Source organism: Rhizobium sp. BT04, assembly GCF_030053135.1.
Classification (GTDB): Bacteria; Pseudomonadota; Alphaproteobacteria; order Rhizobiales; family Rhizobiaceae; genus Rhizobium; species Rhizobium binxianense.
This window is the reverse complement of the sequence record NZ_CP125647.1, coordinates 215,290-228,359: the sequence shown is the minus strand read 5'-3', so window position 1 is coordinate 228,359 and position 13,070 is coordinate 215,290. Positions and strand designations below refer to the sequence as shown.

Below are 13,070 nucleotides of genomic sequence, written 5' to 3'. Positions count from 1 at the left end.
CCTGGGCGCAATCGATCCCAACCTTACGGCCCTTTGTCGTGACCTTAACTGTCGCTTTCTGGTCCAGTGACTTATCATCGCGGTCGGATCCGGGAAGCGTGCGTCCGGCCAAAGCCAATCGTAACGCCAGCAGCCAGAAGAACCTTAGAACCACTTTTCATTAAGACCGCATTCCTTCAAACCTAACATTTTGAAATCGTTTAACAGATCAGCTTGCCGTTTTCGAGCGCTCCACGATTTATTTTAAAGATGTTGCACTGGGGCAACGTCGACACGACAAGACTATGTGAGTTGTTTAAATGTCGTATTACCTGAGATCTCGTGAAGTCCAATATTGCTTTTGTCTTGACAGGAGATCCCAAAAGCTATTCCTGCGACCGCCGCAAAGAGATTGTTAATCCCCGGTATTTGGAGAGGAAAATCGATCAAGGAATGGGCAAGTAGCGCAATAGTCGCGCTAATACCTAATGCTGCAAATGGACGGAAGCGTCGGCGGAGCTTCATACCGCCGAGATAGGCGCGGCACAGAATCCAAATCCCACACATCAGCGCAACGAGGAAAATAGCGCCAAGGCCGAAGGTGCCCTCCAGCAGAGAGTTATGCGCCCTATCCCATATGCCGTTTATTCCACAATCTGCGCTCCGATAAGGTGGAAACGCTGAGCGAAATGCGCCGAAGCCAGTACCTACCCAAAAGTTGGCGTCAGCCATGATACCGGACAAAATCGAGTTGTACGTGCACACCCGGCCATCGGCAAGTTTTTCGGTGGTCAGGCGAATGATCGCTCCTTGGCCGAACAACGCAATACACAAAAGAATTAAGCTGCCCATAAACAATGAAGGAGTTGCCATTGGTTGCTTCTGGCGCGCCCGGCCGCCGGAAGAATATGCGCGGAGCAATGCGGCCATCAGCAAGCAACCAAATATAGCGGCTGCTATGCCCGCCCTCGACTTTGTCAAGAGCAGCGCAAATACCCCCAGCGCGAAGAGCGAGGGCGTCATCCATCTCGATACGAGCTTCCCGCTGGGTGCTACACGCTGCCCATAAAGCATCAATGCCAAGAGAATCTGCAGAATGAGTCCTATATAGGCCGCAGCGTTATTCCGATTCACAAACGGGCCGGTGAGGCTCTCCTTGTAATGCAGCTTGTCTGCCAAGACGATATGGTCAGGGTCCACAAAGAACTGGATGAGCGCGCCGACAACGATTGAGGAGCCCCATGCACCGAGCAGCCGCAGCAAGCGCAACGCGCTATCATCGCCGGTCGATACGGCCCGAAACAAAAAGAAAATGGCGATAGGCACGAGTAATCGCAAAATCGCGATATCGGTTGCCCCCGGAGACACAGAAATCGACTTCTGCTGAATACCCTCGAAGCTTTGGGAGGACGCGCCGAGCGTGATGAAAGCCGAGATATCCAAAGCCTGTGAATAGGCGGCAACTGCTAGCGTACAAGTGATGATGAATAGAAGCCATAGTGTTTTTGTCTCGGCGGCGCGGGGCATCACGACGAACGCAACCGTGCCTGTTGCGAACGTCAGAACAGCAAAAAACTGGAAAGGGACTTCGGCGACGCCCCCATATGCTAATGCCGGGAGCGCTACGAGGGAACAGAGCCAATGCGCGTAAATGCGTGACCTCACAGCCGTCACCGCACCGTCATCACCCGAACTGGTTCCCTAGCAGCTACTGTTCGGGTCATTTCTCGATCTTGCTGCGGGTAGAACGCCGGATTTTGAGCCACGAGAGGAATTATGTACCAGAACATGAAGTCTGCCTGCAGAGGACCATCGTTGTGATAAAATATGTGCACGAGATACGGGACGAATGCGAGCACGCCCACCAAATTTTTTGAGAAAGCGCGTAGCAAGTATGGAACGACAAAAAGCGCCAACACCCCATGCTTGTTGATAAACATCAAATAGTAGTTATGGAGTGCATGGATCGTGATCGCTTGAGAATTGGGATAATTTTTCAGCCAATCCCAGTACTCGGAATAGTGAGCGACGCTGTCGAAAGACAGCCCATATCCGAATGGCCTATAGAAGAACAACATTGAACCGTAGACGCTAAGGACCAAACGTCCCTCGCCCGAACTGTTTTCCGTGTTGAATGTACGAAGCCCGGAGGAGTTCATAGCCTCAACAATGGAATCTCCAAGGAGAACTGCAGCCGCCATGAAAAGACCCGCTAACAGCCCGAGCATTGGCTTAGCGGACGCTAAATAGAGGCAGAAAAATACAGCCAAGCCAAGCATCGGCGAGCGGTTGCCAGAGCATATTGCCACGAAGCCGGTGATTGCAACCGTAGCAATCAGTCTTCGATCCAATCCGCTCATGATCGCACTCCGACCAACTTGACTGACGCGGTATGCGAAAATTACAGCAAAGGCCAGGCAGAGCTGCGTTCCGAGGTGAACCGGACTATATGACAAACCCAACGCTCGGTAGTGTGCGTCAAATCCCTCGAAATCTGCGAGATCCCTCGGCTGCAATGCGGACAGTGCGTCGTAGGCGGACCAAGCGGGCGAAAATCCTGCAAATTGCAAGGCGGCAAAGATTGACGAAATCGCAATCGGCAGCAAAAAAATCAGAACCGTTGATTGATAACCGACAATAGTGATCACGCAATATCCCACAATCAAGCCAACGATTGCTTGAATATGAATCTGGAAAACTTGACCTATGGAGTAAGTGAAGCCGTCCCCAACCAGCGCGCTGGATATCAGTGCACAACAAGTCAAAAACGCAATAAGAAATATCTGATTTCTTTGATCCGTAACCGCGCGAACGATAAGTCCAGGCGCATACGCGCCCACCACAGCAAGTAACACCGCGACAAAAAGCAACCTTACGGGAAGCCCACCAACCGACAGTCTCACCAACACAACGGCAAGCATCATGTTGATCGCAAATAGGGTCGCTACGATGGGTTTCAGCAAAGCGTTACTCGACAGGTTTCGTGGTTTTAATGTTCGATCAGTGGGCTTGCGAGTACCATTCAACAAAGCGCCGAACGCCCTCAGATACAGGTGTCTGCGGCGTATAGCCCGTCAACGACCGAAGAAGCTCAGGTGCTGCATAGGTACGAGGCACATCGCCCTGTTGCATAGGTAGCATATTACGCAACGCCTTTTGATCCAGCGCCTGTTCTACAGTTTCGATAAATGCTTCCAAGCCAACCGGCTGCCCGCCCCCGATGTTCACGATGCGGAAGGGGGCATGCATTGATATTGTGTCTATCGCGGCATCTGTAGGCGTCGAGGACTGCGGAATCACTGGTATGAGTCGGACAATCGCTTCAACGAGATCATCGATATAAGTGAAATCTCGGGACATTTGTCCATGCCCGTAAACGTCAATTGGCTTGCCGTCGAGTATGGCACTCACGAATTTGAAGAGCGCCATATCCGGCCGGCCCCACGGGCCATAAACTGTAAAAAACCGAAATGCCGTGGTGGGGATCTTATGAAGATGCGATTGGCTGTGCGCCATCACTTCCATGGCTTTTTTTGTTGCTGCGTAAAGGGTCAAAGGCTCGTCTGCCTTGTCCGATTCCCCAAATGGAATCTTGCTGTTTGCGCCATAAATCGACGAAGTCGACGCCAGTAATAGGTGATTGGGTCGAAACTGCCGGCACAAATCCAATATGTTCCACGAACCCACCAAATTTGATCCAATATATGCGTCAGGATTCTCCAAGCTATATCTCACGCCTGCTTGAGCGGCCAGGTGCACGACAACATCGGGTCGAGCGGAGTTGAATGCCTCTGCCAGTCGCTCACGGTTCTCTAGCATTGCGATGACCGGATGGAAATTTCTGTAGCTGGATAGAATTGCGTGCCGTCGCTCCTTTAGAGAAACGTCGTAATACGGTGTCATCCCATCAAATCCCGTAACGGAATGACCTTCCTCCAATAGACGTCTCGCAAGGTGAAAGCCTATGAAGCCCCCAGTTCCAGTTACAAGAAATTGCATATCTCTTTGTCTTCTCTTTATTTGCGGCAAATTTGTCTCGAATTATGCCGACACTAAGCACACCAGGATGAATAATCTATAACGAGATAGTCCGATTGGCTATCTTTCAACAAATACACGCGCCATGTGATCGCGTATTGGTTTTGTGAAGTAACTTGCGACAGATCGATCGTTCCCTCTAATGAACGACTCAACAGGCATGCCGGGAAGGAGCTTCAATTCCTTTAGCTTTGCAACTTCATCGGCGGGGATGGTAATGTCGCATTTGTAAAACGCAGTATTCGTTTTGGCGTCCATCTCGAGATCCGCTGACACTCTTACGACCTGGCCAGTCAAATCTGGTGTTGTGTTTCGATCAAACGCACTAAATTTCAGGAACGCTGACTGACCGACGGCAACCTGATCGATCATCGCCGGAGCAAGCCTCACGCTCACTACCAGTTCACTTTGGGATGGGACTATCTGAAGGAGCGTTTCGGCCGGTGTGACAACAGCGCCAACACTGTGGATATTGAGATCATGAATTGTGCCCGCTGTCGGCGCACGTATTTCAACACGATTCAGCTGGTCGCGGGCCGTGACTTCTTTTTCAGTCAGTTCATCGAGGCGGCTCTGGACGTCTCTTTGCTCTGTTTCAACCTGCGATCTTAGGTCCTGATCGATCTGCAATAGCTGGATCTTTATTTCCGAAATCCGAGCTTTCGCACTCGCTGCAGAGGCAACCAGTTGCCCATTCTCGCCCTGAATGCGCGCTTCGCTTCGATCAAGGCTATTCAATCTGTTGAGTGAAACGAGGCCCTTGTTGTAGAGACGACGTGTCCCTTCCAATTCTTTGTCGATCAACCCGATCTCTTGAGCCTTTGCGGCTTGTTGAGTTTCTAAGCCTTTGATCTGCTCTTGGTACTGGGTGATCTGTTCACCGAGTTGTTGACGCTGTCCCTCTCGCGCGTCCCGGCGGCTCTGAAAGATGCGACGCTCCGATTCCATCACGCCGTCTACCTTGTCGGGCGCAATTCGCAGAGCCAGCTCCGACGGGACGACAATATCTTGCAGTCCCGTCGCTTCGGCAAAAAGCCTAGCCTTCCTTGCGTAGAGCTGATTAATCGCGGCCTTTAAGATCTCATAGTTCATCTTGGCAGCAGTGGCGTCCAATCTGATTAGCACTTCGTCGCTATGCACGACCTGGCCTTCGCGCACGAGGATTTCAGTTACTATTCCCCCACTAGGGTGTTGGACCGGCTTGATGTTTCCGTCAACAACGAGCGTTCCAGGTGCGACTACTGCGGTTGCGAGTGTCGTATTCCCGGCCCACACGGCAAAACCGCCAAATATCGAGATCACCGCAGATACGCCAAACAGCATATGAATGCGTAGAGATTTTTGCAGTCCGTTTCGCGTCTCCCCGTTCATGCTCCCAGATCTCCGTCAACGACCTTCAGCGTTGTCGCCGGCAACGCCCGAGGGCCCTCAGATATACGATTGATGATGGCATCCCGCTTCCCGTACATTGCGACGTCGCCGTTTCGCAGCATGAGGACATGGTCGACGATGTTCATGATGTCGGAGCGATGCGCGACAACAATAACAATACCATTTCTGTCCTTAACTCGTAGCAGAGCGTTAGCGAGCGCACGCTCTCCATCGACATCCAGATTTGAATTCGGCTCGTCCAGCACTACCAAGAATGGCTTCTTGAAAAGCGCCCTTGCAAGGGCGATACGCTGCCGTTGACCGGCCGATAGGTTTTTGCCCCCTTCTCCGACCGCGGTCTGATATCCGTGCTCGAAGTGAACAATCATTTCGTGTGCGCCCGCTGCATGGGCTGCATCCAATATATCATCGTCATTCGCATATTTGGCGAAACGGCTGATATTCTCCGCTACGGTCCCCTCAAAGAGTTCGACTGTCTGAGGAAGATATCCGATGTGCGACCCGCGCGCAGTGTCCGTCCATTGGTCTAAGGTTGCGCCATCAAGTCTAACCTCTCCCCTTACCGGCGACCAGATCCCGGCAATTGCTCGCACCAGACAAGACTTACCTGAACCGCTAGGACCGATGACACCGAGTATGCTTCCTGCCTCAAGCGCGAACGAGGCGTTTTTAACAGCTAACTTTTGCGTGCCTGGTGGCACGATCGCAACGTTTCGAACCTGCAAGTTGAGCTGCGGAGCGGCCAGATTCGTTTTATGTTCAGTGATCGTTGCTAACGAGGAACTCTCACTAAGCCGTCGCCACGCTTGCATCGCACCGATCAAAGACTTCCATTGGCCGATAACTTGCTCCACTGGTGCGAGCGCGCGGGATACAATTACTGAGGACGCTAAGATCATCCCGCCAGTCAACTGGCCATCAACGACAAGAAATGCTCCGAGCGCGAGAACACCTGACTGGACGGCATATCTGAACGTCTTGGATGCGCTCGCAGCCATACCGGCAAGATCATTTATCTTGCGACCCGATTTCGCATGCGCCTGGTGAAAGTCGAACCATCGTTCATACGCGCGATCGAATAGCCCCATCGACGTAATGGCTTCAACATTTCTATGAACCTCTTCCTCGAGCCGACCTCGGGCAGCGAGTGTTGTGCTAAGGTTTCGCGCTTCTCGCTTCGTGGCAAAATGGGTTATTGCCGTCAGCATGACCAGGACCAGAAGTGCTGAAGCAGCAGCAATCCCAATATACGGATGGAGAAGAAAACATACAAAAAGGTAGAGAAGCGCCCACGGAAGATCAAACAACGATAGGAGACCGCTTCCTGATAGGAACTGTCTTATCTGGTCCAAATCCGCAGCCGGCCTCGTTGCACCCTGCTGCACACCTGCAACACGAGGCATCGTAGCGATGATGCGGAAGACAGAGGATGCTAAGTCAATGTCCAAGATGCCGGCAACACGAGCCATAATACGGCCGCGTAGTACGTCCAACACACCCGAGAAGAGATAGAGAAAGGCAGCGAGAACACCCAGCGCCACGAGCGTTGGCATGTTCTTACTTGGTATCACCCTGTCGTAGACCTCAATCATAAAGATTGGACCTATAAGCGCTAGAAGGTTTACGCAGCTTGTCAGAACCACTGCCATGACAACGGCGGGGGTAAAAACACGCGGGGGGAAGGGTCGAGTGTGACTCATTTTTGACTGCACTTCTTGGACTTGGCGCTTCCGGACTAATTATTAAGCGGTCGCTACTTTATTGGAGTCGCAATTGCGGACGCGAGGAATATCATTGTCATTGGATACACCGATCTTCGTCAATATTGTTTCAACGACTTCATCCCAGTCCGGAAATAGACTTCGATTTACCGTGAACGATTCGGGCTCAAGCAGGGCTTTCTTGATTAAATCTGCGAGCTGAGCGCCATTGTTGGGATCGAAGTAGTGAACATCTGGCAGTTGGAGGTCGCGGTTGGCGTCAATGTCCGAAAGTAGAAGGGGCGCACCGCATTGTATTGCTTCGAGGACCGAATTGGACATACCCTCATGTATCGAGCAGTTAACAAAAACCGCGGCTTGGCGAAGTCGGTCATAGACCTCCTTCCGATCGAGAGCACCTTCCATCCTGAGGTTTACCAGCCCGCGGCGTGCGATATCCGAAGACAAAACGTCGAACTCATTTGTCTTATCAGGCCCACCGACGATCGTGACCGGTGTTGAGCCCAAGACGCTGGCAGCTTCGACCAACACTGAATAGTTCTTCTGGCTCGTTATACGACCAACGGCCAGAGCACCAATCCGCTGAGTTTCAACCTCAACTTTGTCTCTAGTAATGCCATTCCGGACAAGGGTAGCAGCTATCGCTTTTCTACTAAGATGCCGTTGAATACTGGGCGAGACCGCGATAACGTGATCAGCAAATCGCATGGTCGTTTCCGAAAAACGGAAGTAAAGCTTGGCTAATCTTCCCCATTTTGGGAGATGGTAATCTATGGAACCACTCCGCACCGCAACCAGCGGGCGTCGACGGGGGTTAAGGCGAGCAAGCAAGCCAAGCGCCGCTGAATTTATACCAAGCAAAAAGACGTAGTCATAACGACCGGTTAAGCATAGCCAAGCTGCCTTCATGTAATATAATACTTTATCGGTCTTTCCGAAGCCAAATGTGCCGGTTACGTGAACCCTTACGGACGAGTGGGCACGATCGTCGTGTTTTAGGCAGGTAGCCTCTACGTCGAGAATCTCTGATGCTCGCTTGCAGAATTCCTCCGCAAACTTCTCGACTCCTCCTTCGTGCCCTATGATCCCGCGAGCACCGACTACAAGCATCTTTTTTCTACTTACCACGACCGATTGTCCTTCGAAGGCGTCTTAAAGAATTTGGGGTTAAAAGAATTACCGAGTATTTCAGAATGGTCCGTGCCGCGTCCGAGAGGGAACCGGTTTCCGAAATGTCCATCAATCGTGCTGCGAATGAAAATAGTGCCTGCTTTTTCCGCTTCGCCACGGTGATAGAGTCTGCCGAGTACCGACGCTGGATGAGTTGCTCCGGAATGCAGGAGAACGTCAGCCCATGGCGGGCGGAGCGAAGATAGAGTTCGTAGTCCTGAGCGTATCTGAAAGGTTCGCAATAGCCGCCGATGTCGACCACTCGGCTCCGGCGATAGGCAACCGTTGATGCCACAATGAAGTTTCTTTTTCTGAGCGCGGCCACGATCTGGTCGCCCTCGATCGGACCTTTGATCGACCAGGTCGAACTATTGCTTTCAGATTTGCCCTCGGCAAACGAGTATACGAAATCGGCGGAGGTTGCCTGGAAATGCGCATAGATTTTGGAAAGCCTTTGCGCGGTTGGAATGTCATCGTCGTCGTTTCGAACAATCACATCCCCGGTCGCAAGGCGAAGACCGACATTCAGGCTTTTTGTCAAACCTTGGTTTGAAGGATTGACATGCATCTTCAACCGCTCGTCCGAGGCGGCCAGTTCATTGAAGTAGGCAACGTCCGCCTTCGGGTTGTCGACTACGATGACGATCTCCAGTGGCACATCGGTCTCTCGCCGAAATATGTCAACAACCTGCTTCAGGTCGCCTCCACCGGTAGTACAAATTAGAACTGATAGCATCAGGATGTGGCCTGCCAGATTAATTAAGTTATTTTTACTCCAACGCGCCGCTCGTTAGCGGCGCGTTCAGTACCAACCATCAGACGATGTGGATATCTTCTGCATGCACGTTCACTGGGTGAAATCTGCGAGATGGGTTGCGGCGTTTCGGCCCTCTCCATCGGCATCCTAGTAAAGTGCATAGGTGGTTTTGGCGTTAAAGAAGAACTGCATTATTTAATTACTTGATAGAACGCGCCGCTCGTTAGCGGCGCGTTCAGTACCAACCATCAGACGATGTGGATATCTTCTGCGTGCACGGTCACTGGGGTGAAATCTGCGATATGGATTGCGGCGTTTCCGCCCTCTCCGTCTGCATCGTAGAAAAGTGCAAAGGTTTTCGTGTTAAAGACGAATTGTGCGCCAGCACCTTCCGCTTCACTTTTATCACTCGACGTGAACAGCGCGTTGACGTCGTAGTCGATCTTATTGAATTGCAGCGAGTCAACGCCGGATTGGAAATCGCGGATTCGGTCGATGCCGTTCGCAGTTCCCGCAGCCTCAAACACGATAGTATCTGCCCCTGCTCCACCGGTGATGTCATCGTTGCCGGCCCGGCCGCGGATCACATCGTTGCCGTCCAAGCCCGCGATCTTGTTGTCCCCGGCATCGCCAGACAGCTTGTCCGCAAAAATCGAGCCTTCAAGATTCTCGAAGTTTTTCAACGTGTCACGGCCAGCACCGATTGTGTCCTGCGACTTGGTGTTTATCGAAAGATCGACCGTCACTCCATTGATCGCGTCTTTGTAAGACACCAAATCAACACCGGTGCCACCATCCATGAAGTCGCTACCGTTGCCACCGCGGATGATATCGTTGCCCGCCAGACCCAATAAGCTGTCGTCGCCGTCGCCGCCGAAGAGAGTGTTGTTTCCGCTGTTGCCCTTGATGGTGTTGTTAAGCTCATTGCCGGAGCCATTAAGGTTATCTTCGCCCATTAGCGTCAGGTTTTCAACATTGGGACGCAGGGTATAGCTGATGTATGACTTAACGTGGTCGATGCCCTCGCCAGCGAGTTCCACCACCACGTCCTGGGCGCTTTGCACGACATAAGTGTCGTTACCCACGCCACCATACATCTTATCATTACCTTCGCCGCCATCGAGGAAGTCGTCGCCAGCGCCGCCGACCAAAATGTCATTCCCGATCCCGCCGCGCAGATTGTCATTGGCGTCAGTACCGACAATGTGATCATCACCGTCTGTGCCGTAAACATTAACGGGGCCTGCCTGATCAGAAAAATCGCTGTCCTGGCCTGGTAGAAGATTAATTGTAGTCACTTTGGTACTCCCTGTTAACTTGCGTTACTCATATTTTTTGAGGCAGCTAAATCCACATCTCAGGATTTAACTTCCATCACGTGGGACGCTACTAACATTGTTTGAAATAGCAATCCATTTAATCAGTGATTAACCTAAACAGACTAGGTAAATATTCGAATAAGGATCTTATAGCCGAGACATCACCAATCACTGATTGAATCATTGTAATATTTTCGCTGTATTCGATCATCAACTACAGCACCGTGAGCTATTTGCTTAATGCGGCGTTAACGTCAAAGTCCAAATTTGGGGTCAATGATGTATCATGGCTTCGACATGGCTCCCTTCTGGTCTGCATATGTGCCGAGGCAGAAAAGCATCGAGATCAAGTCGACGAAAGCAGCATGGCCTTTACTAGCATTACAGTTGTATTTTTCTGCATTGCCTAAATCTATAGGTCTCCATGATTCGGATGTCATGGATCGAATGAGACGACACTTGAGGTCTTGAGCTTTTGCGCGTCTTCGTTACGAGCTCTAAGAGCGCGAATGCGACCGCTGTTCACACTGGAGCGGGTAGCGCATTCAGCGTGACCTGCCACTGAGAATTTCCTCCAGAATGGATTAGAGTCCGGCCTGTTAAAGGACGGACGAATGAAGAAGCAGCGATTTACGGAAGAGCAGATTATTGCGGTGCTGAAGGAGCAGGAGGCTGGCGCGAAGGCAGCCGACCTCTGCCGCAAGCACGGGATTTCAGAAGCGACGTTTTATAACTGGAAAGCCAAATTTGGCGGCATGGACGTCTCCGAGGCGAAGCGTCTGAAGGCGCTCGAGGACGAGAATGCCAGGCTAAAGAAGTTGCTGGCCGAGCAGATGCTGGATGCAGCCGCACTCCGCGAGCTTCTTGCAAAAAAATGGTAGGGCCTGCCGCCAAGCGTGAAGCCGTCACGCATCTGAAGGCCGTCATGGGTCTTTCGGAGCGTCGGGCCTGCCAGATCATATCTGCCGACCGCAAGACGATCCGTTATCGGTCAAGTCGACCGCCGGAGGTCGATCTGCGAGTGAAGCTGCGCGACCTCGCCAACGAGCGGCGGCGTTTTGGCTACCGTCGGCTGTTCATCCTGCTTCGGCGAGATGGAGAGCCGTCCGGCGTCAATCGCATATACCGTCTTTATCGCGAGGAAGGGCTTTCCGTTCGCAAGCGAAAGGCCCGGCGGCGTGCTGTCGGCACGCGTGCACCGATCCTGGTCGAGGCGAAAGCCAATGCCCGCTGGTCGCTGGATTTCGTCCACGACCAGTTTGCCTGCGGCAGACGATTCCGGGTCTTGAATGTCGTTGATGACGTGACGCGCGAATGCCTGGCAGCGATCCCGGACACGTCTATCTCTGGTCGACGTGTTGCTCGAGAACTGACGACGCTGATCGAACGACGCGGCAAGCCCGGAATGATTGTCTCCGACAACGGCACCGAACTAACGTCGAATGCCATTCTCGCCTGGTCGAGGGATCACAAGGTGGAGTGGCACTACATCGCGCCGGGGAAGCCGATGCAGAACGGCTATGTCGAGAGTTTCAACGGTCGGATGCGCGACGAGTTGCTCAACGAGAGCCTCTTCTTCGGCCTCGATCATGCCCGCAGCGCCATTGCTGAATGGGCTGACGACTATAACCATTTCCGGCCACACTCGTCGCTCGGATACCAGACCCCGGCAGGCTACGCCGGGAGCATCGCCGCAACCGGCTCCAACGCTGCGCAAGATGAAAGCTTCGCGTTTCCGCCGGTTGCTCCTACCGCGCCAGTTGGCGTATTCAAAGCCGCCGAGGCTCTAATCACAGCCGGATGAAACTTCCGTGGCAGGTCAAGCGAGCCAATTTCGGTAAGCTCACGGTGAAGGCCGTCTTGCGATGATGGGCTGCTGACTCCAGTCCTAGTGGTAACACTAGGAGTAGTCATATGACGAAGCATCCAATTGAGGTGATCACATCCGTAGAGCGCCGCCGCCGCTGGTCACGCGAGGATAAGGAACGGCTTGTCGCGGCCTGCTTTGAGCCGGATGCGGTTATCTCGGAGGTTGCCCGCGCTGCTGGAATCCATGTCAGCCAGCTCTTTCGGTGGCGCAAGGAACTCTGCCGGATCGAGGAGCCGTCGATGCAGGTATCGAGCACGTTGGTGCCCGTGATTGTTTCGGAGGCCGCGCCGGCAGCCCAGCCCGCTGCCTTGGAAGCGCCGGCCCCATCGCAGCCCCGCCGGAAGCGTAGTGATGTGACGATTGAGCTGGGCCGCGGTCGCCGTGTCCGCGTGGACAGCGACATCGACACGGAGGCACTTGGCCGCATTCTTGATTGTGTGCTGGGTCGGCGATGATCCCGGTTCCGAGTGGGGTGAAGGTCTGGTTGGCAACCGGCCATACGGACATGCGCAAGGGCTTTCCGGGTCTGTCGCTGATGGTGCAAGAGACGCTGAAGCGCGATCCGATGTGCGGGCATCTGTTCGTCTTCCGCGGTCGTGGCGGTGGCCTGATTAAGGTTATATGGCATGACGGCCAGGGAGCCTGCCTGTTCACAAAAAAGCTAGAACGCGGACGCTTCATATGGCCGTCGGCAGCCGACGGCTCGGTGGTGATCACGCCGGCGCAGCTCGGTTATTTGCTAGAAGGGATCGACTGGCGAATGCCGCAAAAAACCTGGCGACCGACCTCGGCCGGATAAGCAAAAACACTGGCATGGCGGGGTC

At 53.0% G+C, this 13,070-nt stretch carries 11 protein-coding genes; 3 read left to right on the top strand and 8 right to left on the bottom strand.

Annotated features, from left to right (window positions below; all coding sequences use genetic code 11):
* Positions 1-282: 282 nt before the first annotated feature.
* The 8 genes from QMO82_RS01105 to QMO82_RS01070 form a co-directional block, all read right to left on the bottom strand.
* Positions 283-1,506 carry an O-antigen ligase gene (locus tag QMO82_RS01105; RefSeq protein ID WP_210305961.1) on the bottom strand — a complete coding sequence of 408 codons (1,224 nt, stop codon included), beginning with the start codon at positions 1,504-1,506 and terminating at the stop codon, positions 283-285.
* Between the two features lie 143 nt (positions 1,507-1,649).
* Complete coding sequence (locus QMO82_RS01100; protein ID WP_183610488.1) at positions 1,650-2,942, bottom strand: O-antigen ligase family protein; 1,293 nt, start codon at positions 2,940-2,942, stop codon at positions 1,650-1,652.
* A 37-nt stretch (positions 2,943-2,979) separates the two neighbouring features.
* Entirely contained in the window at positions 2,980-3,978 is a 999-nt protein-coding gene (locus QMO82_RS01095) for an NAD-dependent epimerase (RefSeq protein ID WP_183610487.1), read from the bottom strand.
* A 99-nt stretch (positions 3,979-4,077) separates the two neighbouring features.
* Positions 4,078-5,388 carry an HlyD family type I secretion periplasmic adaptor subunit gene (locus QMO82_RS01090; protein WP_183610486.1) on the bottom strand — a complete coding sequence of 437 codons (1,311 nt, stop codon included), beginning with the start codon at positions 5,386-5,388 and terminating at the stop codon, positions 4,078-4,080.
* Complete coding sequence (locus tag QMO82_RS01085; protein WP_246718420.1) at positions 5,385-7,058, bottom strand: type I secretion system permease/ATPase; 1,674 nt, start codon at positions 7,056-7,058, stop codon at positions 5,385-5,387. The genes QMO82_RS01090 and QMO82_RS01085 overlap by 4 nt, the downstream gene beginning before the upstream one ends.
* Before the next feature lie 93 nt (positions 7,059-7,151).
* Positions 7,152-8,258 carry a glycosyltransferase family 4 protein gene (locus QMO82_RS01080; RefSeq protein ID WP_183610484.1) on the bottom strand — a complete coding sequence of 369 codons (1,107 nt, stop codon included), beginning with the start codon at positions 8,256-8,258 and terminating at the stop codon, positions 7,152-7,154.
* Positions 8,248-9,036: a glycosyltransferase gene (locus QMO82_RS01075; RefSeq protein ID WP_183610483.1), complete on the bottom strand. Its 789-nt coding sequence runs from the start codon at positions 9,034-9,036 to the stop codon at positions 8,248-8,250. Before QMO82_RS01075 ends, QMO82_RS01080 begins: the two co-directional genes overlap by 11 nt.
* A gap of 269 nt (positions 9,037-9,305) precedes the next feature.
* Positions 9,306-10,355, bottom strand: coding sequence for a calcium-binding protein (locus tag QMO82_RS01070; protein WP_183610482.1), 1,050 nt, complete (start codon positions 10,353-10,355; stop codon positions 9,306-9,308).
* A 635-nt stretch (positions 10,356-10,990) separates the two neighbouring features.
* On the opposite strand from QMO82_RS01070, the gene QMO82_RS01065 reads away from it, so the two are divergent.
* The 3 genes from QMO82_RS01065 (at position 10,991) to tnpB (ending at position 13,045) form a co-directional block, all read left to right on the top strand.
* A protein-coding gene (locus tag QMO82_RS01065) for an IS3 family transposase (RefSeq protein ID WP_183610642.1) occupies positions 10,991-12,180 on the top strand; the annotation gives its coding sequence in 2 pieces (ribosomal slippage) (positions 10,991-11,243 and positions 11,243-12,180; 1,191 coding nt in all).
* 110 nt (positions 12,181-12,290) lie between these two features.
* On the top strand, positions 12,291-12,701 hold the full coding sequence (locus QMO82_RS01060; RefSeq protein WP_183610377.1) for a transposase: 411 nt from the start codon (positions 12,291-12,293) through the stop codon (positions 12,699-12,701).
* On the top strand, positions 12,698-13,045 hold the full coding sequence (gene tnpB, locus QMO82_RS01055) for an IS66 family insertion sequence element accessory protein TnpB (protein ID WP_183610376.1): 348 nt from the start codon (positions 12,698-12,700) through the stop codon (positions 13,043-13,045). Before QMO82_RS01060 ends, tnpB begins: the two co-directional genes overlap by 4 nt.
* The last annotated feature ends 25 nt before the right edge of the window (positions 13,046-13,070 follow it).

Bases quoted from the DNA above. Each gene is read 5' to 3' on its own strand.
- QMO82_RS01090 (WP_183610486.1), bottom strand. From the start codon at position 5,388: ATGAACGGGGAGACGCGAAACGGACTGCAAAAATCTCTACGCATTCAT.
- QMO82_RS01060 (WP_183610377.1), top strand. From the start codon at position 12,291: ATGACGAAGCATCCAATTGAGGTGATCACATCCGTAGAGCGCCGCCGC.
- tnpB (WP_183610376.1), top strand. From the start codon at position 12,698: ATGATCCCGGTTCCGAGTGGGGTGAAGGTCTGGTTGGCAACCGGCCAT.
- QMO82_RS01105 (WP_210305961.1), bottom strand. From the start codon at position 1,506: ATGCCCCGCGCCGCCGAGACAAAAACACTATGGCTTCTATTCATCATC.
- QMO82_RS01095 (WP_183610487.1), bottom strand. From the start codon at position 3,978: ATGCAATTTCTTGTAACTGGAACTGGGGGCTTCATAGGCTTTCACCTT.
- QMO82_RS01075 (WP_183610483.1), bottom strand. From the start codon at position 9,036: ATGCTATCAGTTCTAATTTGTACTACCGGTGGAGGCGACCTGAAGCAG.
- QMO82_RS01085 (WP_246718420.1), bottom strand. From the start codon at position 7,058: ATGGCAGTGGTTCTGACAAGCTGCGTAAACCTTCTAGCGCTTATAGGT.